Origin of the sequence: Citrobacter sp. U14242 (assembly GCF_046555775.1) — a bacterium.
GTDB lineage: Bacteria > Pseudomonadota > Gammaproteobacteria > Enterobacterales > Enterobacteriaceae > Citrobacter.
This window is the reverse complement of the sequence record NZ_JBKGLW010000002.1, coordinates 167638-194248: the sequence shown is the minus strand read 5'-3', so window position 1 is coordinate 194248 and position 26611 is coordinate 167638. Positions and strand designations below refer to the sequence as shown.

25 protein-coding genes are annotated in these 26611 nt (G+C 53.4%); 8 read left to right on the top strand and 17 right to left on the bottom strand.

Annotated features, from left to right (window positions below; translation table 11 throughout):
- Positions 1–41: 41 nt before the first annotated feature.
- Complete coding sequence (dtpB, locus tag ACLJXE_RS03670; protein ID WP_286629909.1) at positions 42–1514, bottom strand: dipeptide/tripeptide permease DtpB; 1473 nt, start codon at positions 1512–1514, stop codon at positions 42–44.
- 281 nt (positions 1515–1795) lie between these two features.
- Complete coding sequence (gene uspA / locus ACLJXE_RS03665) at positions 1796–2233, bottom strand: universal stress protein UspA (RefSeq protein ID WP_003023368.1); 438 nt, start codon at positions 2231–2233, stop codon at positions 1796–1798.
- Between the two features lie 394 nt (positions 2234–2627).
- On the opposite strand from uspA, the gene uspB reads away from it, so the two are divergent.
- On the top strand, positions 2628–2963 hold the full coding sequence (gene uspB, locus ACLJXE_RS03660; RefSeq protein WP_003023371.1) for a universal stress protein UspB: 336 nt from the start codon (positions 2628–2630) through the stop codon (positions 2961–2963).
- 64 nt (positions 2964–3027) lie between these two features.
- Here uspB and pitA read toward each other — a convergent pair whose 3' ends face one another.
- Positions 3028–4527: an inorganic phosphate transporter PitA gene (gene pitA, locus ACLJXE_RS03655; RefSeq protein ID WP_048213627.1), complete on the bottom strand. Its 1500-nt coding sequence runs from the start codon at positions 4525–4527 to the stop codon at positions 3028–3030.
- Between the two features lie 229 nt (positions 4528–4756).
- On the opposite strand from pitA, the gene ACLJXE_RS03650 reads away from it, so the two are divergent.
- Both ACLJXE_RS03650 and ACLJXE_RS03645 read left to right on the top strand, forming a co-directional pair.
- On the top strand, positions 4757–5950 hold the full coding sequence (locus ACLJXE_RS03650; RefSeq protein WP_410750110.1) for an NAD(P)/FAD-dependent oxidoreductase: 1194 nt from the start codon (positions 4757–4759) through the stop codon (positions 5948–5950).
- A gap of 143 nt (positions 5951–6093) precedes the next feature.
- On the top strand, positions 6094–6765 hold the full coding sequence (locus ACLJXE_RS03645; protein WP_410750109.1) for a FadR/GntR family transcriptional regulator: 672 nt from the start codon (positions 6094–6096) through the stop codon (positions 6763–6765).
- Positions 6766–6775: 10 nt separating this feature from the next.
- Here ACLJXE_RS03645 and ACLJXE_RS03640 read toward each other — a convergent pair whose 3' ends face one another.
- The 4 genes from ACLJXE_RS03640 to ACLJXE_RS03625 form a co-directional block, all read right to left on the bottom strand.
- Positions 6776–8248, bottom strand: coding sequence for a fructuronate reductase (locus tag ACLJXE_RS03640; protein WP_410750108.1), 1473 nt, complete (start codon positions 8246–8248; stop codon positions 6776–6778).
- 105 nt (positions 8249–8353) lie between these two features.
- Complete coding sequence (uxuA, locus tag ACLJXE_RS03635; RefSeq protein ID WP_410750107.1) at positions 8354–9538, bottom strand: mannonate dehydratase; 1185 nt, start codon at positions 9536–9538, stop codon at positions 8354–8356.
- 20 nt (positions 9539–9558) lie between these two features.
- Positions 9559–10584, bottom strand: a complete 1026-nt coding sequence (locus ACLJXE_RS03630; protein WP_410750106.1) for a zinc-binding dehydrogenase — start codon at positions 10582–10584, stop codon at positions 9559–9561.
- Positions 10556–11845 (bottom strand): MFS transporter, encoded by a 1290-nt coding sequence (locus ACLJXE_RS03625; protein WP_048213619.1) that lies wholly within the window; start codon positions 11843–11845, stop codon positions 10556–10558. The genes ACLJXE_RS03630 and ACLJXE_RS03625 overlap by 29 nt, the downstream gene beginning before the upstream one ends.
- 304 nt (positions 11846–12149) lie before the next feature.
- Here ACLJXE_RS03625 and ACLJXE_RS03620 point away from each other — a divergent pair, with 304 nt between their 5' ends.
- The 5 genes from ACLJXE_RS03620 (at position 12150) to ACLJXE_RS03600 (ending at position 18074) form a co-directional block, all read left to right on the top strand.
- On the top strand, positions 12150–12464 hold the full coding sequence (locus tag ACLJXE_RS03620) for a putative quinol monooxygenase (protein WP_410750105.1): 315 nt from the start codon (positions 12150–12152) through the stop codon (positions 12462–12464).
- An 89-nt stretch (positions 12465–12553) separates the two neighbouring features.
- Positions 12554–12787, top strand: a complete 234-nt coding sequence (locus tag ACLJXE_RS03615; RefSeq protein WP_410750104.1) for a hypothetical protein — start codon at positions 12554–12556, stop codon at positions 12785–12787.
- 351 nt (positions 12788–13138) lie between these two features.
- Positions 13139–14206 (top strand): HlyD family secretion protein, encoded by a 1068-nt coding sequence (locus ACLJXE_RS03610; protein ID WP_410750103.1) that lies wholly within the window; start codon positions 13139–13141, stop codon positions 14204–14206.
- The gene (rbbA, locus tag ACLJXE_RS03605) at positions 14203–16950 is read left to right on the top strand and encodes a ribosome-associated ATPase/putative transporter RbbA (RefSeq protein ID WP_410750102.1); all 2748 of its coding nucleotides are present in this window, start codon (positions 14203–14205) and stop codon (positions 16948–16950) included. Before ACLJXE_RS03610 ends, rbbA begins: the two co-directional genes overlap by 4 nt.
- Positions 16950–18074 carry an ABC transporter permease gene (locus ACLJXE_RS03600; protein WP_410750252.1) on the top strand — a complete coding sequence of 375 codons (1125 nt, stop codon included), beginning with the start codon at positions 16950–16952 and terminating at the stop codon, positions 18072–18074. Before rbbA ends, ACLJXE_RS03600 begins: the two co-directional genes overlap by 1 nt.
- Positions 18075–18089: 15 nt before the next feature.
- Here ACLJXE_RS03600 and nikR read toward each other — a convergent pair whose 3' ends face one another.
- The 10 genes from nikR to ACLJXE_RS03550 are packed head-to-tail and all read right to left on the bottom strand — an operon-like array spanning position 18090 to position 26611.
- Positions 18090–18491: a nickel-responsive transcriptional regulator NikR gene (nikR, locus tag ACLJXE_RS03595; RefSeq protein ID WP_005121550.1), complete on the bottom strand. Its 402-nt coding sequence runs from the start codon at positions 18489–18491 to the stop codon at positions 18090–18092.
- Between the two features lie 49 nt (positions 18492–18540).
- On the bottom strand, positions 18541–19119 hold the full coding sequence (gene acpT / locus ACLJXE_RS03590) for a 4'-phosphopantetheinyl transferase AcpT (RefSeq protein WP_410750101.1): 579 nt from the start codon (positions 19117–19119) through the stop codon (positions 18541–18543).
- 1 nt (position 19120) lies between these two features.
- Positions 19121–20350 carry a beta-ketoacyl-ACP synthase gene (locus ACLJXE_RS03585; RefSeq protein WP_048213607.1) on the bottom strand — a complete coding sequence of 410 codons (1230 nt, stop codon included), beginning with the start codon at positions 20348–20350 and terminating at the stop codon, positions 19121–19123.
- Positions 20347–21078: a 3-ketoacyl-ACP reductase FabG2 gene (locus ACLJXE_RS03580; RefSeq protein WP_286629895.1), complete on the bottom strand. Its 732-nt coding sequence runs from the start codon at positions 21076–21078 to the stop codon at positions 20347–20349. The genes ACLJXE_RS03585 and ACLJXE_RS03580 overlap by 4 nt, the downstream gene beginning before the upstream one ends.
- Entirely contained in the window at positions 21075–21551 is a 477-nt protein-coding gene (locus ACLJXE_RS03575) for a 3-hydroxy-fatty acyl-ACP dehydratase (protein WP_286629894.1), read from the bottom strand. The genes ACLJXE_RS03580 and ACLJXE_RS03575 overlap by 4 nt, the downstream gene beginning before the upstream one ends.
- The gene (locus ACLJXE_RS03570; protein ID WP_410750100.1) at positions 21548–22717 is read right to left on the bottom strand and encodes a beta-ketoacyl-[acyl-carrier-protein] synthase family protein; all 1170 of its coding nucleotides are present in this window, start codon (positions 22715–22717) and stop codon (positions 21548–21550) included. The genes ACLJXE_RS03575 and ACLJXE_RS03570 overlap by 4 nt, the downstream gene beginning before the upstream one ends.
- Position 22718: 1 nt before the next feature.
- Positions 22719–23303 carry a DUF3261 domain-containing protein gene (locus tag ACLJXE_RS03565; protein WP_410750099.1) on the bottom strand — a complete coding sequence of 195 codons (585 nt, stop codon included), beginning with the start codon at positions 23301–23303 and terminating at the stop codon, positions 22719–22721.
- On the bottom strand, positions 23300–25618 hold the full coding sequence (locus tag ACLJXE_RS03560) for an MMPL family transporter (protein WP_410750098.1): 2319 nt from the start codon (positions 25616–25618) through the stop codon (positions 23300–23302). Before ACLJXE_RS03560 ends, ACLJXE_RS03565 begins: the two co-directional genes overlap by 4 nt.
- Positions 25587–26192 carry a LolA family protein gene (locus ACLJXE_RS03555; protein ID WP_410750097.1) on the bottom strand — a complete coding sequence of 202 codons (606 nt, stop codon included), beginning with the start codon at positions 26190–26192 and terminating at the stop codon, positions 25587–25589. The genes ACLJXE_RS03560 and ACLJXE_RS03555 overlap by 32 nt, the downstream gene beginning before the upstream one ends.
- A complete protein-coding gene (locus ACLJXE_RS03550; RefSeq protein ID WP_045448568.1) occupies positions 26189–26611 on the bottom strand; it encodes an acyl-CoA thioesterase in 423 nt (140 codons plus the stop codon). The genes ACLJXE_RS03555 and ACLJXE_RS03550 overlap by 4 nt, the downstream gene beginning before the upstream one ends.

Below are 26611 nucleotides of genomic sequence, written 5' to 3'. Positions count from 1 at the left end.
GGGCATATTGAACGCAGGCCGGATAAGGCGTTACCCGCCTCTTATTGCTCGGTACTTGGCGTATTAATCATTCGGTTCAGCCATGGCACCATAAGCGCCATCACCACCGTTACTGCCAGGGTCACCAGGCCGATCTTACTGAACACGTTGGTGTAGATAGGCAGCGTCTGGAGTGGATCGGTAATGTTTTCCGGTACTGCTGTAAACGTTGCGACGTAACCCCCCATCAGGAAGGCGGCTGCCTGTGTCAGGAACCACATCCCAAGAATAAAGCCCATCAGGTGTTGTGGCACCAGCGCGGCGACCATTGCCAGTCCCAGGGCGCTAATCAGTAGTTCACCCAGACTCTGGAACAGATAAACCAGCACGATAAACCACGGAGACGTCAAACCCTGAGCATCGGCAAACCACATTCCGGCTGCGGCGGCAGTCAGGAAGCCTAGTGAGCACAGGAACATACCAAGCGTAAACTTCATCGGCATGGTCAGGTCTTTGCCTTTGTTACCCAGACGGGTATAAATCGCGGCCAGCACCGGGCTTGCCAGTACCACCCAGAACGGGTTTAGCGCCTGGAAACTCACCGGGTTGATGGTAATACCGAGAATTTCATGATGCACGTTATTGATGGCAAAGAAGTTCAGAGAGGTTGGCATCTGTGCGTACAGCACGTAGAACACCACGGCTTCCAGCATCAGGATAAAGGCCACGAACATCTTGTTGCGCCCGGTTTTATCCAGTTTGAATGCCTGGCGGAAGAAGATGATAGTCACGGCAATCGACAGGACGATCAGCACCAGGTTGGCAACCTGCACGTTGTGCATCAGCCACGCGCAGATGAATACCATCACTACCGTACCGGCCAGCACGTACAGCAGGTTACGGAAATTTAGCGGCTTATGATCGGGTTCAGAGCCGATATTTTTTACCATTCCACGGCAGGCAAAGTAGACCAGTAGCGCAACGATAAGTCCGGCACCGCACAGGTTATAGGTAACGGCGTAGCCAAACTTATCGGCAATCACCGGCGCCAGCGACAGCGACAACAGCGAACCGATGTTGATCGACATATAAAACAGGGTAAAAGCACCGTCCAGACGTGCGTCTTTCGGGGGATAGCATTTTGACAGCAGGCTTGCCGGGTTGGCTTTAAACAGTCCGTTACCCACGGCAATGGTACCCAGTGCGACAAAAATCAGGTCGGGCTTGAGCAGTGACATCCCGGTCATGAAGTAACCAAGTGCCAGCACGATAGCGCCGAGCACCAGCGTGCGTTTGGTACCTAAAAGATGGTCGCCGACATAGCCGCCGATGGAGATCAGGCCGTATACCAATGCAGCAAACGCGCCAAAGGTGACAAATGCCTGTTCCTGAGAGAATCCGAGTTGCTTAACAAAAAATACCGCCAGGATGCCCTGAACGCCGTAATAGCCAAATCGTTCCCATAATTCCACAAAGAAGATCATGAAGAACGGACGAGGTTGCTGCAGCAAGCCCGTAGGTGCAGTAGTATTCATATTCCTTCGCCTTTCAAAGCCATCCCGAAAAGTATGAACGCGTATTGTTAAACGCGCCGAAAAAGTCTTATTTTGTTATAGACTGCGGCGATTAGCCGTAAGGGTAGATTATTATAGAGATAGTTTTCGATCCAATTAGTTGATCACACTAATTATGATTTATTTGTTGGATTGATGTACTAATTGTGCCCAAATAACAAAAACAAAAACGCCCGCACAGGCGGGCGTTTACAGGCTTTAATGTTTGCAGCGGGCCGGGTTATTCCCCGGCGGCAAGCATTTTATGCTTCTTCGTCGTCACGCAGCGGAACAATCAACATGTCGACGTGAACGGTGTTGATCAGTTGACGCGCGGAGGACATCAGTTTGCTCCAGAAATCCTGGTGGTGGCCACAAACGACGAGATCCATGTCGTATTTTTTGATGGCATCGACCAGAACCTGGCCCAGGTCGCCGCTACCGCTCAGGGTTTCGGTGATTGGGTAGCCTGCATTGGTGGACAGCTCGGTTAACGCGTGGTGGGTTTCTTCAGAAATGCGTTTCTGCATGTCGCCCAGATTCACGTCGATTAGCCCGGTGTACAGGTCGGAATAGTTTACGTCAACGTGGATAAGGGAGACTTTCGCATTGTAAGGCCGCGCCATAGAGACCGCTTTTTCAACCAGAACTTTGCTTTCTGGAGAAAGATCAACCGCGATAAGAATGTGTTTATAAGCCATAGTGTTACTCCTTCCATAAGTTGTCGATGACTAGCCAGCTGGCGTTCATTCTGCCGCCGCGTCATCCGCGTCCTGCGAACTTTGTGCGCGGGGCTAGCCCAGTCGTAAAAACGTACCTTTTAAGGACTATCCTTACATTATAGCGACCGGGATAATCCGTCAATCCGCCTTGCTTGCCAAGTAGTTAAACAAATTTTTTAGTTAATTGCATTGATAGTGATTAACCTTCTGGCAAAAAAATTAACTAATCTCCTACACTATTTAGAGAGGCGCTCGGATGCGTGACACTAACACGAGCGGTTTCAGTTGTACTCTTCACTGAATGGTTTGGCAGGGTATCGGGGAGCGGTAGTCCCGGAAAGGAGTTCTGTGGGCGGGTCGCCGGGGAGGAGATATGATAAGCACCATTGCGTTATTCTGGGCTTTATGTGTCGTTTGCATTGTTAATATGGCGCGTTATTTTTCTTCGCTACGCGCACTGTTAGTGGTACTTCGTGGTTGCGATCCATTACTTTACCAGTATGTCGATGGGGGCGGTTTTTTTACCTCGCATGGGCAACCTAACAAGCAGATGCGTCTGGTGTGGTATATCTACGCTCAGCGTTACCGTGATCATCATGACGATGAGTTTATTCGCCGCTGTGAGCGGGTTCGCGGTCAGTTCATCCTTACCAGCGCGTTATGTGGGCTGGTGTTAATCAGTATGGTCGCGCTGATTATCTGGCACTGATTTTTACGACAGATATAAAAAAAGCGGGTCAGTTTCCTGACCCGCTTTTTTACTGTGCATGCGCTTAGATTAGCTTCAGGGAGAGCCAGTACAGCACCCCGGAAAGGATAATCGCTGCTGGCAGGGTGAAGACCCAGGCCATCAGAATGCTGGTTACCGTTTTACGCTGCAAACCGCCACCGTCAACAACCATCGTCCCTGCAACAGAAGAGGAGAGAACGTGAGTGGTGGAAACAGGCATACCGGTGTAACTGGCGAGACCGATAGAGACTGCGGCAGTCATCTGTGCCGACATCCCCTGAGCATAGGTCATGCCTTTCTTGCCGATTTTCTCACCGATAGTGGTCGCCACGCGACGCCAGCCAATCATCGTACCGCAGCCCAGAGCCAGAGCAACAGCCATGATAATCCAGACTGGTGCGTACTCAATGGTGCTCAGCATGTCGGTTTTCAGTTTCTTCAGCAGTCGCTGATCGTCGCTGCTTACGCCAGGCAGTTTCACAACTTTATCGGTCGTATCAGAAATGCACAGCATAATGCGACGCAGCTGGCTACGCTGCTCAACGCTTAACTTGTCGTAGGTTTCCAGGTTCGCCAGCATACCTTTTGCACGCTCAAGCGCGTTGATGGTATTTGCCGGGTGACAATGGAACTCTGCCGGTGTCGTTGTCGCCGTTTCCGTCGGAGACGGAACCAACTGATCAACGCCAGTCGCCTGTTTGAGCAGATCAGGACGCTGCTGGAAGTAGGTTTCGACGTTATTGATAGCATCACGGGTACGCGTAATTTCGTAACCTGAAGCATTCATATTCACCACGAAGCCTGCAGGCGCTACGCCAATCAGTACCAGCATGACCAGACCAATACCTTTCTGACCATCGTTCGCACCGTGGGAGAACGCCACACCGATAGCGGAGAGGATAAGCGCGATACGCGTCCAGAACGGCGGCTTTTTCTTACCGTCTTTCTTTTCACGCTCTGCTGGAGTCAGGTGAATACGCGCCCGCTTCTTGGTGCCGTTCCAGTAACGACGCAGCAAGAAGATCAGACCGCCTGCGAACACCAGACCGACAATAGGGGAAATGATCAGCGAACCGAAAATATTGAGCACTTTCGGGATGTTAAGTGCATCCACCACTGAGGTCCCGTTCATCAACGCATTGGTTAAGCCAATACCGATGATCGCGCCAATCAGCGTGTGGGAGCTGGATGCAGGCAGACCAAAGTACCAGGTACCGAGGTTCCAGATAATTGCCGCCAGCAGCATAGAGAACACCATGGCGAGGCCATGTGAAGAACCCATGTTGAGCAGCAGATCCGTTGGTAGCATATGTACGATGGCATACGCTACGCTGAGACCACCCAGCAAAACACCAAAGAAGTTGAACAACGCAGCCATGACCACCGCCAATTGCGAACGCATTGCACGGGTATAGATCACGGTTGCGACAGCATTGGCTGTATCGTGGAAGCCGTTAATTGCTTCGTAGAACAGCACAAAAGCCAGAGCAAGCAATAGTAAAAGCCCGGTATGTAAATCCAGGCCAGCAAACAAATGTAGCATAGGACGTTACGCCATTTTGAGGACATGAACGCGGCGCATTATCAGTGACTTTGGCGGCGCGGGCAAAGTGAAATATAGAGTTTTTTTGATTTGTCTCCTGCTTTGTTTTACACCACTAAAGAATTATCCTATAGAATTCATATAAATACCTATTATTGATAGTTTGGTGCTGGTGCGACCACTGAGGAATCTTTACAATTCACGCCCGCTTTTTAGAGAGGATCGCAACGTGGAAAGGTTTGATACCGTTATTATAGGCGCTGGCGCAGCAGGTATGTTCTGTGCCGCGCAGGCAGGGCAAGCAGGCAGTCAAGTACTGCTGATTGATAATGGTAAAAAGCCTGGACGTAAGATCCTCATGTCCGGCGGAGGGCGCTGCAACTTTACCAATCTTTATGTGGAACCGGCTGCATATTTGAGTCAAAACCCGCATTTTTGCAAATCGGCGCTGGCTCGCTATACGCAGTGGGACTTTATCGATCTGGTAGGTAAACACGGTATTGCCTGGCACGAAAAAACGCTCGGTCAGCTGTTCTGCGATGATTCGGCCCAACAAATCGTCGATATGCTGGTTGCCGAGTGCGAAAAAGGTAACGTTACGATGCGGTTACGTAGCGAAGTCCTGAGCGTCGCACGAGATGATGACGGCTTCATTCTGGAGCTGAACGGGATGACGGTCGGTGCAAAGAAATTGGTGATTGCCTCCGGTGGGCTTTCTATGCCGGGTCTGGGAGCAACGCCGTTTGGTTATAAAATTGCCGAGCAGTTTGGACTGAAGGTGTTGCCGACGCGCGCAGGCCTGGTGCCCTTTACGTTGCATAAGCCACTGTTGGAGCAGCTTCAGGTTCTCTCTGGCGTGTCTGTTCCTTCTGTTATCACCGCTGAAGACGGTACCGTATTTCGTGAAAACCTGCTCTTTACGCACCGTGGGCTTTCAGGCCCGGCCGTTTTGCAGATTTCCAGTTTTTGGCAGCCCGGCGAATTTGTCAGCATTAATTTGTTGCCGGATGTTGACCTTGCGAGCTTTCTCGACGAACAACGAAGCGTACATCCAAATCAGAGCTTAAAGAACACGTTAGCGATGCAGTTGCCGAAACGTCTGGTGGAATGCCTGCAGCAATTAGGGCAAATCCCGGATGTGACGCTGAAACAACTTAACATACGCGATCAGCAAACGCTGGTGGAGACGCTTACTGAATGGCGGGTGCAGCCGAACGGTACCGAAGGGTATCGCACAGCGGAGGTCACGCTGGGTGGTGTGGATACCAACGAACTGTCTTCGCGTACGATGGAAGCCCGCAAAGTGCCAGGGCTGTACTTTATTGGTGAAGTGATGGATGTCACCGGCTGGTTGGGTGGGTATAACTTCCAGTGGGCGTGGTCGAGCGCCTGGGCATGTGCACAGGATTTGGTGTCTGAATAAGTGAAAGACGCTGTCTTCACACGATAAGAAAAAATATCATAGTGATGTGTGATACATGAACTGACTCTGACGTGCGTTTCTTAACTCCAGGAATGATATGATAAATCAGTTAAAAATCGCACAGATAAGAGAACGGGAGACACATGGTTATTCCTGAGGTAAAACAGGAGCGGCTCTATCAAAAGATAGCCAATCTCATCATTAAGCTCATCAATGATAGTATTTTTCCGCCGGGAAGCTTCTTACCACCCGAACGTGAGCTGGCAAAGCAACTCGGTGTAAGTCGCGCATCGCTCAGAGAAGCGCTGATTGTGCTGGAGATTTCCGGATGGATCACCATCCAGTCAGGTAATGGTGTGATTGTTGCTGATAAAAAGCATTCCACCAGTGATTATACGATTGAAGAAATCCTCTACTCGCGTGAGTTGGTCGACAGCCATTGTGCGCGTCTTGCTGCGCAGGCCGGGAAAGAGGAGCTAATTAGCCAGCTTGAAGCACTGCATCTCAGCATGGAAAAGGCCATTAGCGAAAACAATGTGCATGGTTTTTATTCCCTCGATAAGCAATTCCATCTAACAGTTTCAGAAGCCAGCCAGAACCGCGTACTGCTTGATATGTCGCGAATGCTGTGGGAACAGCGTGTTAACATCCCGTATGCCGGACTGGACAAACGTTCCGGCAATCGGGATGTATTAACCAGCATGAATACACAGCATAAAGCGATTGTGGATGCGATCCGCCAGGCTGATGCTGACGGTGCTTACCAAAAATCGCTGGAACACCTGGCCTATGTCAGACAGATCGTGGGTCTTTAATAACACCACGCTATTGGCTTAGCGCGGCTACCGCTGCACGTGCGCCTACGCTGTGCAATTGCTGACAGGCAGCGGTTACGCGGTCGATAAAGTCTGCGTTATCGCAAAGGTCTCGCCCAAAGATAGTGTCAATTGCTAACAGCGCCCGGACACGTTCTTCTATTGATGGATACTGTTGATAAATAGCCTGATACTGTGCTGACAGCGGATCTATCACCTCAATCGGATGACCTTGTTCATCCACACCGCTGATGTAGCGCATCCAACCGGCGACTCCCAACGTCAGATGGCGAGCGTCTTCGCCTTTTTTCAGATGGAGTCGAATGGGGTCCAGCAAGCGTTGCGGTAATTTCTGGCTGCCATCCATCGCAATTTGCCAGGTTCGGTGCTTCAGTGATGGATTAGTAAAGCGCGCGATCAGCAGCTCAGCATAACCCGCAAGGTCTGTTCCTTCCGGCATCGACAGCGTCGGCGCTTGTTCATTGAGCATCAAAGCCAGCGCAGCGTCGCGATACGCCGGGTTGGTCATCGTATCGGCAATCGTTTCATAACCGCCCAGATAACCAAGGTAGGCCAGGAAAGAGTGGCTGCCGTTGAGCATGCGTAACTTCATCATCTCAAATGGCACCACATCTGCTACAAACTGTGCGCCCACGCGATCCCAGTCCGGGCGTCCATTGACAAAGTTATCTTCAATTACCCACTGACGGAACGGCTCACAGGCAATGGCACAGGGATCATCTACTCCAAGCTGTTCAGCGATTTGCGCTAACGTCTCTTCTGTTGCTGCCGGAACGATGCGGTCTACCATCGTGCATGGGAACGTTGCCTGTTCGGCAATCCACTCAGCCAGCTGCGGATCGCGCCCGGCGGCTAAACCCAGGACAGCGGTTTTTGCGACGTGGCCATTTTCTCGCACGTTGTCGCAGGACAGCACAGTAAAAGCCTTCAATCCCTGCTGGCGGCGTAGTGCGAGGGCTTCGACGATATAACCAATTGCTGATTTGGGGGACTGTGGGTGAGCCATGTCGTGCTGGATAAACGGATGATTCAGATCCAGCTCGCCGCTGGCGGCATCTGTGCAATATCCTTTTTCGGTGATGGTCAGCGAAACGATGGCAGTTTCTGGACGTGCCATTGCGTGGATAATGGCTTCACAGCCGTCAAATTCAGGATGCAGCGCTTCTTTCATCGAGCCAATGATTTTAAGCTCAGTAGTTTGTGCTCCGCGCTCGGCAACGGTGTACAGCAGATCCTGCGCCTTCAGGTTTTGAATCAGTGTGGCATCGTTGCCAGGCATCAGGTTGACCTCACAGATACCCCAGTCGCTGTCACTGCTCTCCAGCAAATGATGTGTATAGAGTGCCTGATGAGCGCGGTGAAAAGCACCGCAACCAAGATGTACGATGCGCGAAACGAGGCGTGAACGATCCCAGCGTGGGCGTGGGGCGGAAATCTGGGCGGTGGCGAGATTCTTGTCCATGACAAACTCCTGTCATTGATGATCTTCTTTGATAATGCGCTATCAAAGACCGGTCCTGACTGAAAGTGAAAAACCGCATGGCGGGGACACCATGCGGCAATGTGGTTACTGATTGAAGAAGGCGCGCTGGATAGCCAGTTCAACGCCGCGTACTTCAGCCAGGCCTTTAAGGCGACCAATAGCGGAATACCCTGGATTGGTTTTCTTTTTCAGATCATCAAGCATTTGATGACCATGGTCTGGTCGCATGGGGATGAGTGAGGCATTGCCTTCAGCTTTACGTCGCTGTTCTTCTTCGACTATCGCTTTCACGACGCTGTACATATCGACATCCCCGGAAAGATGCGCCGCCTCATGGAAGGTTTTGGGATTCTCTTCGCGTTGAGTGGAACGCAGGTGCGTAAAGTAAATCCGCGGGCCGAACTGTTTGATCATCTCCACCAGATCGTTGTCTGCGCGTACGCCGTAAGATCCTGTACACATCGTAAAACCGTTGGCGCTACTGTTTACGGTATCCACCATCCACTGCATATCTTCTACAGTAGAAACGATGCGCGGCAGACCCAGAATTGGGCGCGGTGGATCGTCCGGATGAACCGCCATGCGTACACCCACTTCTTCCGCTACCGGGATAATGGCTTTCAGGAACCTGGCGAAATTTTCCCGTAAGGCCGCTTTGTCGATATCTTTATAGGTTGCAAGGTGGCGACGGAATTGGTCCAGCGTATAGCCTTCCTCGGCACCAGGCAGACCTGCAATGATATTTCGCGTCAGCCGGGCTTTGTCCTCTTCGCTCATCTTCGCAAAACGCTGGTGAGCCTGTGCAATTTCCTCCGCGCTGTAGTCCGCTTCCGCACCGGGACGCTTGAGGATATGCAGTTCAAAGGCGGCAAACTCAATCTGGTCAAAGCGCAGAGCCTTTGAACCGTCCGGTAGCACATACTCCAGGTCGGTACGGGTCCAGTCCAGAACCGGCATAAAGTTGTAGCACACGGTAAAGATGCCGCATTGGGCGAGATTGCGCAGCGTCTGCTGGTAATTCTTGATCCACAGATCGTACTGGCCCGTGTGGGTCTTGATGTCTTCATGGATCGGCACGCTTTCCACGACCGACCAGACCAGACCGGCTTTTTCCACGATCGTTTTGCGTTTGAGAATTTCTTCTACGGACCAGACTTCACCGTTTGGAATATGGTGCAGCGCAGTGACCACACCCGTTGCACCGGCTTGACGAACATCGGACAACGACACGGGATCGTTCGGGCCATACCAACGCCAGGTTTGTTCCATCGCTTTATCTCCTGGAAAAATTAATGAAAGGTCGCATTGATCTTCAGATAGCGTTCCGGGTATTGATCGAGTTCCTTCACGGCGTCAGGCACATCATCAATATTCACCACCTTGCTGACGACATCCGCAGGATTAATGTTCAGCGTAGCCAGCATCTGTAACGCTTCTTCGAATTCGCCAGCACTGGTACGTGATCCGCGCAGATCCAACTCTTTAAACGTGATCAGGTTAGTGGGTAACGATGTTTCCTGTTTTGGCCAGCCGGTGAAAGCAATACGACCCGCAAACGAAGCAAGATCCAGTGTTTCGCGAATTGCACTGTTGGCACCAGATGCTTCGACGACAACCTGTGCCATCGTCCCTTGCGTGATATCTTTTATCGCCTCAACAACCTGGGTGTTCGACGGATTGATGACGTAAGGCACACCCAGCGATTTTGCGTACTGAAGTCGTTCGTCCACGATATCGATCAGAATTGGCGTCGCACCGTAGCGCAATGCGCTCAATGCTGCCATCAGACCAATCGCACCGGCGCCAATGATGGCGATATGCTCCCCGGCCGTCAGTTTGGCGCGATGTAGCGCATGCAGTGCGATCGTCAGTGGTTCAGCCAACGGAGCCATCTCAGTAGCGACGTTATCCGGGATTTTGTGAATCAAATGCGCAGGGTGAGCAACCACCTCCTGCATCGCACCATCAATATGTACGCCAATGACCTTCAGGTTTTCACAGCAATTTGTTCTCCCCACTGAACAGGGATAGCAATGACCACAATAAATATAAGGATCAACAATAACGCGGTCACCTTCCTTAATATTTGCTGGCATGCCATTGCCTTGTTTAATAACAATACCAGTGACTTCATGTCCAATAATACGTGGATAGGTCACCAGGGGGTTAGTGCCGCGAAATGCACCTATATCAGAGCCACATATTCCAGCAGCATCAACTTTTATTAATACTTCATTATCTTTCTTTTCTGGATAATCAACCCAACGGGTTTCAATTTCACCAGGTTTATTGATGTAGACAGCTTTGACTTTCATTTGTTTTTAATCCTTTATTTTTGACAAATACGAATACCAGACAGCTGGAAACAATCGCAATAGCACCAGCCAGATAGAATGCGTAATCATATTTACCGCTGAACTGAACAATAAATCCGGTGACCAGAGGGCCAATAATTCCGGATATATTTGCCAGCCCATGCATGGCGCCACCGACGCTACCCACTTTATCTTTGTGCACGACATCCTGAATAACTGCCCAATAAATAGGACCAGTCAAATACAGCAGGAATAACGAGACTGACATCAGTCCGACGGCACTGCCGATAGTGGTAACCGTTCCAGAAACCGCCACACAGATTGCCGCTCCAGCCAGGCAAACACCGAGAATGAGACGGCGAGAAAGCAGGGCATTGCCCGTTACCCGATAGATAAAGTCAGAGCATACGCCACCCAATACCATGCCGATTGCACCAATCACCCAAGGAATCACGGTTGCAATACTGATTTCTTTAATATCAAGATGTAGCGAGTGGTTCAGATAGCTTGGGAACCAGGTCAGGAAGAAAAAGAGTATGTAGTTATAGCTGAAGAAGGCCAGCGTCGTTGCCCACACCATCGGCTGCTTCATGTAGTAGCCGAGAGAAGGCATCGCTTTACCGTCATCCGCTAAAATGATGTCATCATGGTTTTCAAAATCGACCCGTTCTTCCGGGGCTAGGTGTTTACTTTTTGAGGGTTTATCACTGGCAATGAAATACCAAAGTAATACCCAGGCTAAACCAAACAGGAAAATAATACCGAATGCAGGACGCCAGCCTAATGAAAGAGCCAGCAGGCCAACTACCGGACCGGAAATTGCGCCACCCAACGGCGATCCAGCGCTGAAAATACCGATAGCAGTGGCAGATTCTTTACGCGAAATCCAGTTGTTGATAATTTTGTTACCTGCAGCACTGACCGGCCCTTCAGCCATGCCGAATAATACGCGAACAGCCAGCATAGTCCATAAGCCAGTAACCAGACTGGTCATCCCACAAAATACTGACCAGAGTAATGCGGCGACCAGAAATACTGTCTTGGGGCCAAATCGGTCACTGGCCCAGCCACCGATAAAGTTAAATAGTGCATAACCAACAAAGAATGCGCTGAATATCATACCCATCTCAGCAGCATTGAATCCTAATTCCTTTTCGATGAGTGGAGCGGTGATCGACAATGCTGAACGATCCATATAGTTAAGCATGTAAACTATAAAAAGAAGAAAAACGATAAGCCATCCCATTGTTTTTCTTTTCATGATATATCCTCTTATTGTGGTCTAGCGGCCTGACCACAATATTTAAAACCTATTTTAAGATCACCATTATTTTGATGCGAATGTGATCAACATAACGAAAAATTAGCGCTTTAAATAATCATGTTCAAATGTGCGTGGGCGCATATTTATGAATTTTAAGGTTTTTGTTGTTAGCGGTGAAATTTAGGATAAAAGCGAACTTCGTATTCAACACCTATTTTGGGTGGATATTGCAATAGCGTCGTACAGGCTGACCGAAATGTGTTGCCGCCGATAGTGGCATCAGGCTTCCGGGAGCCCGGCTATGGAGAATTCACAACTTTTTGTTATTGCACATTACTTTTCTCGTCAGGGAATGGGGGACAAGGTCAATGATGCGCTCAGACTGCTGGCAGAGGCGACGCGTAACGAACCTGAAAACATCACCTATGCGTTTTTCCGCTCGACAGAAGACGACGACTGCTTCGTTATTGTTGAAACCTATCGTTGTCCTGAGGGCCTCGAGCTTCATCGACAAACGGAGCATTTTCAACGTATTGGCGTTGGGATTATCAATCCGTTGCTTGAGCGTAAAGAGGTGAAAAGCGTTCTCACTCATGCCGATGCACCGCGTAGTTAAACGCTGGCCATTTTTACTACCAGGAGTACATCAATGAACAATGTCATGAAGGATTTTACGTTTTCAACTGTACCGGAAATTATCGTCGAGTGGGCGGGAGCATCCCGAGCTGGGGAGATTATTCAGCCGCGATATTTATTGCTGCGATGGTACGCATTATTGCTGAATCTGATGCACCGAAAAGGTGGCGCGATGTCGATATACCTGCTGAAACACTGGCGATATTGGCTCAGGATGCCATGCAGCAGCCCTGTTTACTGGATAACAATCCTGTGACGCTTACTGAAGGCGATGCGTTGCGACTTTATCAGCAAGCTTTTTAAGTACTATAGGTGTCCGACGAGCGGATTGCCGGACACTGTTTTAGCCGATGACATCGCGAGAACAACCGAATAGACATATCGAATCCAGGTGTTAGTATTCAATAGATAGCAGTTATGAGTATGCGTGTTTCATTTCCGGCCAGGAACGCTGATGATGACAACATTACTACCCGATTTCACAGCATTTTCGTCATTCACTTCCTTCGCGGTAAGCGTTGCCTTAACGCCTGTCCGCGCCTTGGCCATCGTTTTTCATTCCTTCTCATCCCGGATGGAATCTCTCACTGAATAGTTGTTCAGTGGGTTTTGTGACACGCATCGTTTGATAACAGGGATTACGGCGGGTCGAATATGGATAAGTTTAAGCGTCATTTGGTGTGGTGGGGAGCGGGCATCCTGGTGGTGGTGGCCGCGATAGCATGGTGGATGCTACGTCCTGCGGGGATACCTGAAGGGTTTGCAGCCAGCAACGGCAGAATTGAAGCCACTGAAGTGGATATCGCCACCAAAATTGCCGGACGTATTGATACGATCCTCGTGTCGGAAGGGCAGTTTGTCCGTCAGGGCGAGGTGCTGGCGAAAATGGATACCCGCGTGCTGCACGAGCAGCGACTGGAAGCGGTCGCGCAAATCAAAGAAGCGGAAAGTGCGGTGGCGGCGGCACGGGCGCTGCTGGAACAACGGCAAAGTGAAATGCGGGCCGCGCAGTCGGTAGTCAAACAGCGTGAAGCAGAGCTGCAGTCGGTCTCTAAACGCCACGTGCGCTCCCGTTCACTGTCCCAGCGTGGTGCGGTGTCTGAGCAACAACTGGATGACGACAGGGCTGCGGCAGAAAGCGCGCGTGCTGCGCTGGAATCGGCAAAAGCACAGGTCTCTGCCGCGAAAGCTGCGATTGAAGCCGCCCGCACCAGTATTATCCAGGCACAAACCCGGGTCGAAGCTGCACAGGCTACCGAACGACGCATTGCAGCAGATATCGATGACAGCGAGCTTAAAGCCCCGCGCGACGGGCGCGTGCAGTACCGCGTGGCTGAACCGGGTGAAGTGCTGTCAGCTGGCGGGCGCGTGCTGAATATGGTCGATCTCAGCGATGTCTACATGACATTCTTCTTGCCGACCGAACAGGCTGGCCTGCTGAAGATTGGCGGTGAAGCGCGACTGGTGCTGGATGCCGCGCCGGATCTGCGTATTCCGGCAACCATCAGCTTTGTCGCCAGTGTCGCGCAGTTTACGCCGAAAACGGTTGAAACCAGTGATGAGCGGCTAAAACTGATGTTCCGCGTGAAAGCGCGTATCCCGCCGGAGCTGTTACAGCAGCACCTGGAGTACGTGAAAACCGGCCTGCCGGGCATGGCCTGGGTGCGTCTGGATGAACGTCGCGCCTGGCCTGACCCCCTGGTGGTGAGGTTGCCGCAATGACGCATCTGGCGCTGGTTCCCGTTCCTCCCGTGGCGCACCTTGACGGCGTGAGTCAGCATTACGGGACAACGGTCGCGCTGAACAATATCACGCTGGATATCCCCGCCCGCTGTATGGTGGGGCTGATTGGGCCGGATGGCGTCGGAAAATCGAGCCTGCTGTCGCTTATTTCCGGTGCGCGGGTGATTGAACAGGGTAACGTGATGGTGCTGGGTGGCGACATGCGTGACCCGAAGCATCGTCGTGATGTCTGCCCGCGTATTGCCTGGATGCCGCAAGGGCTGGGTAAAAACCTGTACCACACCCTGTCGGTGTATGAGAACGTCGATTTCTTTGCACGGTTGTTTGGCCATGACAAAGCGGAGCGTGAAGCACGGATTACCGAACTGCTGAACAGCACCGGGCTGGCGCCGTTTCGCGACCGCCCTGCCGGGAAACTCTCGGGCGGGATGAAACAAAAACTGGGGCTGTGCTGTGCGTTGATCCACGACCCGGAATTGCTCATTCTTGATGAACCCACCACGGGGGTAGACCCGCTGTCACGTGCCCAGTTCTGGGATCTGATTAACAGCATTCGCCAGCGTCAGACCAATATGAGCGTGCTGGTCGCCACCGCCTATATGGAAGAGGCCGAGCGCTTCGACTGGCTGGTGGCGATGAACGCGGGTGAGGTATTGGCCACCGGCAGCGCGCAGCAGCTACGCGAACAAACCACCAGCGATACGCTGGAGCAGGCGTTTATCGCGCTGTTACCCGAAGCCCAGCGTCAGGCGCATAAACCGGTGGTGATCCCGCCGTATCACGCTGAGCAGGAAGAGGTCGCCATTGAGGCGAAAGATCTGACCATGCGCTTCGGTAAGTTCGTCGCTGTTGACCACGTTAACTTTCGCATTCCCCGCGGGGAGATCTTCGGTTTTCTCGGCTCCAACGGCTGCGGTAAATCCACCACCATGAAGATGCTCACCGGGCTGCTGCCCGCAAGCGAAGGTGAGGCGTGGCTGTTTGGGCAAGCCGTTGACCCGAAGAATATCGATACCCGCCGTCGGGTGGGCTATATGTCGCAGGCGTTTTCGCTTTACAGCGAGCTGACCGTGCGGCAAAACCTTGAGCTTCATGCACGGCTGTTCCATATCCCCGAAGCGGAAATCCCCGGGCGCGTGCAAGAGATGAGCGAACGCTTTTCGCTGACCGATGTTGACGACGTGCTGCCTGGTGCCTTACCGCTGGGGATTCGTCAGCGTCTGTCGCTGGCCGTGGCGGTGATTCATCGCCCGGAAATGTTGATTCTCGACGAACCGACTTCCGGTGTTGATCCGGTGGCGAGAGATATGTTCTGGCAACTGATGGTCGATCTGTCGCGCCAGGATAAAGTGACCATTTTTATTTCTACCCACTTTATGAATGAGGCGGAGCGCTGCGACCGTATGTCGCTGATGCACGCCGGAAAAGTGCTCGCCAGCGGTACGCCGCAGGAACTGGTGAAGCAGCGTGGCGCAGCCAACCTGGAAGAGGCGTTTATCTCCTGGCTACAGGAAGCAGCGGGCCCGGCACCGGAAACGACGCTTTCGCAAGCGGCTGCCCCGGTGGTGCATGAACACAGTCAGCCGCCACGCCAGGGTTTTAGCCTGCGGCGCTTGTTCAGCTACAGCCGCCGTGAAGCGCTGGAGCTGCGGCGGGATCCGGTGCGTTCAACGCTGGCGCTGATGGGTACGGTGATCCTGATGCTGATCATGGGCTATGGCATCAGCATGGACGTGGAAAACTTGCGTTTCTCCGTACTCGATCGTGACCAGACCGTCAGTAGCCAGGCGTGGACGCTGAATCTGGCGGGATCGCGCTATTTTATCGAGCAGCCGCCGCTTACCAGTTATGACGAGCTGGACAAGCGCATGCGTTCGGGCGAAGTGGCGGTGGCAATAGAAATCCCACCCAACTTTGGCCGCGATATTGCGCGTGGAACGCCGGTGAAGATTGGCGTCTGGGTTGATGGCGCGATGCCGAGCCGGGCCGAAACGGTAAGGGGTTACGTACAGGCAATGCACCAGACCTGGCTGCAGGATGTGATGGCGCGTCAACCCAACGCCAACGGGCAAAACGGGCTGATGACCATTGAAACGCGTTATCGCTATAACCCGGATGTGAAGAGCCTGCCGGCGATTGTTCCGGCGGTGATCCCGCTGCTGTTGATGATGATCCCTTCCATGCTCAGCGCACTCAGCGTGGTGCGCGAAAAAGAACTGGGATCGATTATCAACCTGTACGTTACTCCTACCACCCGTAGTGAGTTTTTACTCGGCAAACAGTTGCCGTACATCGTGCTGGGGATGCTTAACTTCCTGCTGCTGTGCGCGTTGTCGGTGTTTGTGTTCGGCGTGCCGCATAAGGGGAGTTTTTTAACCCTGACGCTGGCCGCGCTGCTGTACGTCACCATTGCTACTGGACTGGGGCTGTTAATCTCCACGTTTATGAAAAGCCAGATCGCCGCCATTTTTGGTACCGCGATTATCACGCTGATCCCGGCAACGCAGTTTTCCGGGATGATCGACCCGGTCGCCTCGCTGGAAGGGCCGGGCCGCTGGATTGGTGAAATTTACCCGACCAGTCATTTTCTGACCATTGCGCGTGGAACGTTCTCTAAAGCGTTGGATCTGATGGATCTGTGGCAGCTGTTTATCCCGTTGGCAATCGCCATTCCGGTGGTGATCGGTCTGAGCGTGTTGCTGCTGAAAAAACAGGAGGGATGATGCGCCGATTACGCAATATTTATAATCTTGGTATCAAAGAGTTGCGCAGCCTGCTGGGCGACAAAGCGATGCTGACGCTGATTGTTTTCGCTTTCACGATATCGGTTTACTCTTCCGCCACCGTCCTGCCGGGTTCGCTGCATCTTGCGCCGATTGCTATCGCCGATATGGACCAGTCGCAGCTGTCGAACCGAATTGTGAACAGCTTTTATCGCCCGTGGTTTTTACCGCCGGAGATGATCACCGCCGATGAGATGGATGCCGGGCTGGATGCCGGACGCTATACCTTCGCCGTGAACATTCCGCCCGATTTTCAGCGCGATGTGCTGGCAGGACGACAGCCGGATATTCAGGTTAACGTGGACGCCACGCGAATGAGTCAGGCGTTTACTGGCAACAGTTATATCCAGAATATCATCAGTGGCGAAGTAAACAGCTTTGTGGCGCGCTACCGTGACAACACTGAGCCGTCGGTGGCGCTGGAAATGCGCATGCGCTTTAACCCTAATCTGGAGCCTGCCCGCTTCGGGGCGGTGATGGCAATTATCAACAACATTACCATGCTGGCGATTGTGCTCACCGGGTCGGCGCTGATCCGCGAACGTGAGCACGGGACGATAGAGCACCTGCTGGTGATGCCGGTGACACCGTTTGAAATCATGATGGCAAAAATCTGGTCGATGGGGCTGGTGGTGCTGGTTGTTTCCGGGTTGTCGCTGATGTTGATGGTGAAAGGGGTACTCGGCGTGCCGATTGAAGGCTCGATACCACTATTTATGCTGGGTGTGGCGCTGAGCCTGTTTGCGACGACGTCGATCGGTATTTTTATGGGGACGCTGGCACGGTCGATGCCGCAACTGGGATTGCTGATGATTCTGGTGCTGTTGCCGTTACAGATGCTCTCAGGGGGCTCTACGCCGCGTGAAAGTATGCCGCAGGCCGTGCAGGACATCATGCTAACCATGCCGACCACCCACTTTGTCAGTCTCGCACAAGCGATACTCTATCGCGGCGCCGGGTTGGATATTGTCTGGCCACAGTTCCTGACGTTACTGGCGATCGGCAGCGCGTTCTTCCTGATAGCCTTGCTGCGTTTCAGAAAGACGATTGGCACCATGGCGTAAACATCATTGCAGGGGTCACTCTTCTTTCGGCAGGCACTGCAAATGACCATGACGTACGCCGCGTTGGGAAATCACATCATCGGCAAAATGCTGAACATCGCCCATATCGCCTTTCAGAACGGCGATTTCCAGGCAGTCGTCATGGTTGATGTGAACGTGTAGCGTAGCGACCGACAAATCATGGTGATGGTGCTGCGTTGACACAATGCGGCTGGCCAAATCACGCTTCTCATGTTCATAAACATACGAGAGTACCGCGAAGCCCTGAGTGCCATGCTCCTGGGTCGTTTCCTGCGCCAGCGCTCCACGCAAAATATCGCGAATCGCTTCAGAACGGTTGTTGTAACCACGGCGCTGGCTCAGGCTATCCAGCGTTTCCAGTAAATCGTCATCGAGAGTAATGGTGACTCGTTGCATCTGCAGTTAACCTTTCATGTCGCGCCTCGGCGCACAGGGAATGCGGGAGTTACAGCCTCTGCACGGCGTCGGCTGTCAGGGTAAATGGCGTTGGCGTGCACACGGCCAGACTCAGTGTTTCGAGCTGGCACTGGCTGACAGAGAGCGAGGTTGTCAGCGTAGTGCTATCGACGCTGACAATTTGCCAGGCACTGCCGCCACGCTGCTTAACGATGGCTTCTTTGCGCGTCCAGATGCGCCAGAAAGCCGCCAGTTGGTGGTCCGGATGTTCTGCTTCGATTTCGGCATGTTCCCCAAGACTGAACACCGTATTTGCCAGCGTCTTCCAGTTTTCGCGCGGGCGCACGACTTCAATATCACAGCCCACTTCCCCTTCGTCGCTAAGCAGCAGAGCAATGTCATCACCGCTGTGGCTAAGATTGAACCACAGCGGCGTGTCGGTTGAAAAGGCCGGTTTTCCTTGCTCACCGTAGACGATATCAGGCAATGGCGAAAGGGCATGGGAAAGCAGCACGCGGCCCGCCAGCCAGCGTGCGCGGCGAGCACCCTGCGGTGCCTGCTCATAGAGAGCATGAGGCAGTACGCCGGTGCTTAAATCAGAAACTTTCCCCAGAACGATCCGGTACATATCACGGCCAACGTTTGATGATGATAGAAGTATTGATGCCGCCAAACGCAAAGTTATTGCTCTGCAAAAACTCGCAATCAATCTTGCGGGCTTCACCCATAATGTAATCCAGCGCGCCACAATTGGCATCTGGCTGACTCAAATTCAGCGTAGGCGCAAACCAGCCTTCACGCATCATTTGCAGACTCATCCAGGCCTCCAGTGCGCCACAAGCGCCAAGGGTATGCCCAAAATAGCTTTTAAGCGAGGATAGCGGCACATTATCACCATAAATTGCGGCAGTCGCCTGACTTTCTGCAATATCGCCACGATCGGTTGCGGTACCGTGCGCTGAAATATAGCCGATATCCCGGGCGCTAATACCGGCCATACTCAGCGATTTTTCCATGCAAATCTGCATTGTCTCACGCTGTGGCTGGGTGATATGGGCAGCATCGCAGTTAGTGGCAAAGCCGACGATTTCACCGTAAATCGTTGCTCCGCGTGCTTTGGCGTGTTCCAACTCTTCCAGCACCAGCGTACCTGCACCTTCCCCGATGACCAGACCATCGCGTTTTTCATCGAATGGGGAGGGGGTGGTTTTCGGTTCGTCGTTGCGCTGGCTGGTGGCGAACAGCGTATCAAATACGGCGGCTTCGGAAGGGCACAGTTCTTCTGCACCGCCGGCAACCATCACCGTTTGATAACCGTGTCGAATGGCTTCCCATGCGTAACCAATTGCCTGGCTACCGGAGGTGCAGGCGCTGGAGGTCGGGATGACTCGCCCACGCAGGCCGAAAAACAATCCGGTGTTAACGGCAGTGGTGTGCGGCATCATTTGCACGTAGGTCGTGCCGGTGATGTTATTGGTGTGCTTCTCGGTCAGCATGGTCGCGAACTCACTCACCGGCCCGGTGCTGCCTGTGGAGGAACCGTATGCTATTCCGGTTTCACCGTTGGTCAGTACCCGATCGCCAATCAGTCCGGCTTGTTCTAACGCCAGTTCTGATGCGCGAGTGGACATCAGCGACACGCGACCCATGGCGCGAATGCGCTTGCGGGTATAGTGTTCCGGCAGCGTGAAGTTGTCGATTGGCGCACCCAACAGCGTGTGCAGTCCGTCATAAACCTGCCACTCCGGCATTTTGCGTACCGCATTTTCATACGCCAATAGCCTGGCGGAGACATCCTGCCAGTTTTCCCCAAAGGCGGTGACGCCGCCCATGCCTGTAATCACGACACGACGTGTCATAACATCCCTCCATTGATGGAAATCACCTGGCGAGTGACATAGCCCGCCACATCCGACATTAAATAACTGGCAAGCCCGGCCACTTCTTCAGCCTGACCTATCCGTTTCATAGGGATCATCGACATCGCTTCTTTCAATGCAGCTTCTTCCATCTCGATCATCCCGGTATCAATCAGTCCCGGTGCAATGCAGTTTACGGTAATTTTGCGTTTTGCCAGTTCGATGGCCAGCGCTTTGGTGGCGCCAATAATACCGGCTTTTGCTGCACTGTAATTAACCTGACCGCGGTTGCCCATCACGCCGGAAACCGAAGACAGTGTGATGATACGTCCCCCCTGGCGTGCACTAATCATTGGCATAATGCACGGATGAATGACGTTGTAAAAGCTGTCGAGGTTGGTGTGGATCACCGCATCCCAGTCGTTATCGCTGAGCGCAGGGAAGGCGGCATCACGCGTCACCCCGGCGTTGCTGACAATGCCGTACCATGCGCCGTTAATCTCAATATCGTGCTCCAGTACTTCACGGCACTGCTCGCGATTGGCAACGTCAAACGTCAACAGACGCCCTGCGCCGCCAGCGGCGAGGATAGCCTCCAGCGTGTCTTGTGCACCTTGCGCATCGCGATGATAGTGCACGCCGACCACAAAGCCGTCTGCCGCCAGTTGTCTGGCGATGGCGCGACCGATACCTTTGCTGGCACCCGTAACTAAAACTGAACGACTCATGTGGACGCTCCTTGTTGAAATAGCGTGTTAATTTCTTCTGCTGTCGGCTGGAAGGTGTTGACGCGACCGGTTGCCAGCGTCTTGTTGTCTGCCTGAATGACGCATTCAAAGCTACCGAATCGTGCATCCTGCATCAGCAATTTGACATGAATGCTCAGCATCTTCCCCGCAGGCAGAACACCCGCAGCACAGACTAACTCGCGTGCGCCCAGCACCATACCTAACGCAATACTTGCCTGACCGTGTTGCTGGCGGTGCCAGCCAGACCAGACACCAATGGTCTGCGCCATTAATTCCAGTGCGAACCAGCCGGGCAGATTGCCATCAGGATCGAGGAAAGGGGCCAGTACGCTGTTTGCTGATACCGTCACGTGGCAGGTGGCGGTTTCGTCCGCCACACTAACAACCTCTTCAAGGAGCAGCATCGGCGCATCATGCGGTAAATAATCGCCCGGTGATAAATAGTGGCTCATGAGATTCTCCCGAGCAGGATGCTGGCATTATTACCGCCGAAGGCGAACGAGTTAGATAAGATTACCGGACGAGTCAGCGGCTGCGGCTGTGTAATGATGCCGCAGGGTGGCAATGTTTCATCGCGCGGCGACTGGCTAAAATCCTGCGGTGGCAGCGGCAGGTTGCGTTGCAGAATCAGCATACTGATCGCTGCTTCGGTGATCCCTGCAGCGCCCAGCGTGTGCCCGGTCAGGTGTTTGGTCGAACTGCATGGGACCGTGTCGCCAAATAATGTGCTCACGACGCTGGACTCAATCTGATCATTTAGCGGAGTGGCCGTTCCGTGCAGATTGATATAGCCCACGTGTTCCGGTGTCATTCCTGCGTCGTTAAGCGCCTGGCCTATAGCGCGAATGGCACCTTCTCCCTGCGGGTGGGGAGCCGAAATATGGTACGCATCGCTGGATTCGCCGACGCCCAGGAGCGCAATGGGCTGTGGCTCGCGGGTTAATACCATCAATGCGGCACCTTCGCCGATGGTGATCCCATTGCGGTCGCGGCCAAACGGCTGACATCGCGTTGGGGAGAGCGATTCCAGACTGTGGAAACCGTTGATGGGCATCCGACTTAGCGTATCGGCACCGCCGACAATGGCAATATCCACCAGACCAGATTCGATTAAGCGACGCCCGCTCATGATAGCCCGTGCACTGGACGAGCAGGCGGTTGAGAGCGTAAAGGCCGGGCCATCCAGCGCCAGCCAGTGGCTAAGAAAACGCGACGGATCGCCCAGTTCCTGCTGCGGGTAGCGCCAGTCGGTGCTCTCTTTGTCGTTGAGCATCAGATCAACGTGAACGTCACCTTCATCCAGACCGGAGGTGCTGGTACCGAGAACGACAGCAACACGATCGCGACCAAACCGGGTGATAGCATCGTCCACCTGTGGCTGGATTTGTGCCAGTGCTGCCAGCAGTAGCTGGTTATTGCGCGAACGATGTGCGCTAAATTGCTGAGGGATCGCGGGCAGCTCACCGTCTACGCCTGCTAATACGGCGGGTGGATGTCCTTGCAGCCAGTTCGCGCGCGGGCGCATTCCCGGCGCTATGCCACGTGTGAGGTTGGCTGCGATTTCATCGGTGTTATTGCCCAACGCGTTAATCATGCCAACGGCAGAAATGTAGATCATCTCAGTCACCCAGGTATTGAATGGTGATGTGGTATTTAAAAACGTGCTGCTCAATGCTGATCGGTTCGCGTTTTCCTTTTCGATTCAGATACGTGATTTCCGTGACCAGTTTGCCGCGGTTATTGCGCAGTTCACGTGTATCACCCGTATCGACAAGCGTCCAGCCTTGAGGTAATTGCGGTTGCCAGGCGCTAATTGGCCAATGGCTGAGCATCACGTCAGCCAGCACCTGACTGGCGGGCGGCAGTTGCGGAACGATGATCGATTGTTCGGTGTGCAATCCTTTTTCATCGTAGGTCACGAGGAACAGGCGAATGCCAACTGATGACAACCCGGCCAGTGTGATTTTCTTATCATCAGCATTAAGCATGACCAACAGCGACTGAGTTTTGCCGTTAAAACTTCCGGTCAGCAGCTGTTGTGAATTCACCGCGGGAGAAATTCCCGGAGCAGGTAGCGTCACACGTGCGCCCGGCTCTAACCAGGCTTGCGGGCGGCCTTTCTGTTCTGGCTGCGAGTGGCCGCATCCGGCCAGCATCAGCGTGGCGACCAGCGCAGCGGTGCGCCAGAATATCTGTTTAATCATCTTCTTTTTTTCTCTTTTTTCCCTGGCATCGCCAGCGGTGACAGCAAAAATGCAGTGAAAATACCGCTCACTAACACAATGCCAAAACTGCTGATTGCCTGAGTGGCGCTAAAGACCAGCATGCCGAGCGTCAGGAGCGTGGTCATCATCGCCAGCGTGATAGCCAGTAGCGACGTCAGTGGCGTACCGCGTGGATTACTGAAAAACAGCGTGTAGTTAATGCCAATCCCCAGTACCAGCACCAATGCCAGCAGTGAGAACAAGTTGAGTGCATGACCACTCAGGGCCAGTACCGCCAGACCACAACCTAAAGATAACACGGAGGGTGCCAGGCTAATTAAGCCCTTACGCCAGCCAAGTCGAATCATGGCACCACAGGCAATTACCGTCAGTGCAACACACAGCAAGCCAGTCAGAATATGGCGATAAAGGGCAAACAGATTGTCAAAGCTGCTCTTACGATCCACCCACGCAACGCCGGAATATTTCGTGCTGAGTGTGTTTAAAGCATCACTTTGTTTCACTCCTTCAACGGGAACCAGTACGCTGCTTTCGCCGTCCGCCAGCGACAGCCACAGCAAGCGCCAACCTTCACTGGCCGGGCTGGCAAGCCAGGCATCGACGGTGACCGGCATGGCGCTAAGATCGGGTTTCACCGTTACCAGTCCGGCGCTGTTTAAGGCCTGTGTGACGGCGGGCGCGGCATCTTTTAACAGGGTGAGATCCTGCTGCTGCCGGGCGAGCGAATTTAACGGAATGGTGCGATATCCGCTGAGTAAGCCGTCTTTTTTGGCCTCTTCCAGCGCGGGAGTAAAGGCTTCCAGTCGCTCCAGCGTTTGTTGCGCGGATTTGCCGTACACGACAAACCACTTCTGGTCGACGCTTTGCCCGGTCAGAGCGGTAATCGCTTTTTCCTGAGCGAGAATGCCCTGCGGCAGCGCCTGTAACTGGGAGATATCATCGTCTACGCGTAGCGTCGCCATGCCTGCCAGTGAGAACAACGCCAGAGCCACCGGCAGGCCAACGGATAATTTCTTATTCCGCCGCCAGGCAGCAAGCCAGCGTAGCATGAGTACCATTGCCGGAACCGGGCGCACCGGCAACTTATGACACAGCCATGGGTGCCAGAAAATGACGGTCAAACACGAGGCACTCAGACCCACCGCCGCGAATACCGCCATCTGGCGAATACCGGGGAAGGGGGCCAGCATCATAATCAGATAAGCCGCCACGGTGGTCAGTAGTGCCAGGAGCAGGGCATTGCGTACTTTGGCAAGGCTTTGCCATGGCGATGTTTCTGCACCGTGCACCATCCGCTCGGTCAAATAGTAGAGCGTATAGTCGGCGGAAATACCGATGATGCTCATACTCATCACCAGCGTCATCAGATGGAGCTCGCCAAAAATCAGCAGCGTGACGACGGTTCCCGCCAGCGCGCCAATACCAATTGAAATCAGGCACAGCAGCAGCGGACGTAGCGAACGAAACACGGCCACGATGAGCAGGAGCACCCCGATCACGGTCGCTATGCCGAGGGTCGAGATATCCTGTTTCGCCTGCTGGCTGGCGTAATCGCTGTAGAAAAGCGTCCCGCGAGACAGCAGTTGCGCCTGCGGATAGTGGGCTTTGAGCTCACCTTCCAGCGTATTCAGCGTGGTGACCAGGTGGTGCGTCTGTTGCATATCAAACGATGAGCCGGTCAGCTCGCCATGTAACAGATACCAGTAGTTGCCTTGCTCGTCCTGAGTGACCAGCCAACCGTCCATCAGGCGTAAACGCTGCCCATTTTTAGCCATGGCCAACTGCGAGCCGCGCATCAGCATGAGGGGATCGTTTTGTAGCTCTTTGCCGCTAACGCCGGAGAACGCAGAGTAAAGTTGGGACAGAATCCACTGGGCCTGCGCTTCGCCGCCGTTTTGCAGACGGGCGCGGGTGTCTTTATCTATCAGGCCGTTACGATGTTGCCAGAAGAAAGCCCCCCAGGCCTGCTGGCTGTTGGCATCCATCGGGCCTTTTACCTCGGCCAGCGCGTGAGATTTTTGCAGTAGAGCCAGCCAGTCGCGCGCCACCGTCGGGTCCGGTTGTTTACCGGGGCTCACCAGCCAGACCAATTGCCGGTCAAGGCGCTGCATAAAACCCTCGTTCAGACTCGGAGGGATGGCCCCCAGTGTCTGTTTTGGTAACATTGCCAGCACGCTGCTGTTAAGCCGAGCCTGAGGTAGCAGCGCCAGCAAGATGGCCAGCAGAATCAGGCAGGCGGCTCCCCATAACAGCGCGGGGCGTTTACTGGGCGGCAAAGCGTTGGCGTTCGTCATCGGTCAGTTGCGCTGGCGTGAGTTGGTGTTGGGAAAGCGCGATATCGGTGCGATCGCCCTGTTTATCATTGAGCTGAATACTCTCCAGGTAGGTCTTTCCGGCTAAATCAATCGTCGCAAAAATTTTATCCAGCGGTGTGGTGATTGGTGTCAGGCGCAGCGTCCAGCGACCGTCCCCTAAGTCTGCAAACTCCACGCGGAAGTTTTGTTCCAACACCTTACGATCCGCCTGGAATAGCGCCCGTAGCAGATGATTAAACTGGAACATTTGCGGGTTATTCTCCGCGGTGATGGTCTGCGGTGGTTGACCGTTAATCGCCTGAACCATCCGTTTGTCGTCCAGTAGCAACTGCATCGGGAACGGAACTGTTTGGTCCCATAACAAACCCTGGTCGCGGGCGATCAACATTTTGCCCTGAGATCGCAGCGGCTGCGGCAGATCCTTTATCGTCCGGGTTTGATCGAAGTGGGCACGAACCACCGGTTGTTCGGTAAAACGCTGTTGCAGGGCATCGAGCGTCAGAGCGCTGACGAAAGGGCTGACGAGCAGCAGGAGCAATGGCCATAATCTCATGGTGTCACTCCCATCCGTTCAAACAGAATATCGGGGCTGACAAAGCACAGTTCACGGCTTTTTTCGTCTACGGCGACCTGGATGGTGTAGCCTGTTGTGGCGCGTTTCCCTGTTTCAGCATCAAAAATTTCGTAGCCGATACGCAGGCGATTTTCGAACTCTTTAATTTGGGCGCGTACACGGATACGCTGCTCGAAAGTCAGGGCATTGCGATACTTTACCCGGGTGTCGACCACTGGCCACAGATAGCCTGATTCTTTCATCTGCCGATAACCGTAATCGAATTGGTTCAGCAGTGCCTCACGGGCAATCTCGAAATAGCGGAAGTAGTTGCCATGCCACGCTACACCCATCATATCGACGTCGTGAAACGGAATAGTCAGCTCGACTTCAGCCGTAAAGCGGGGATCGTTAAGCAC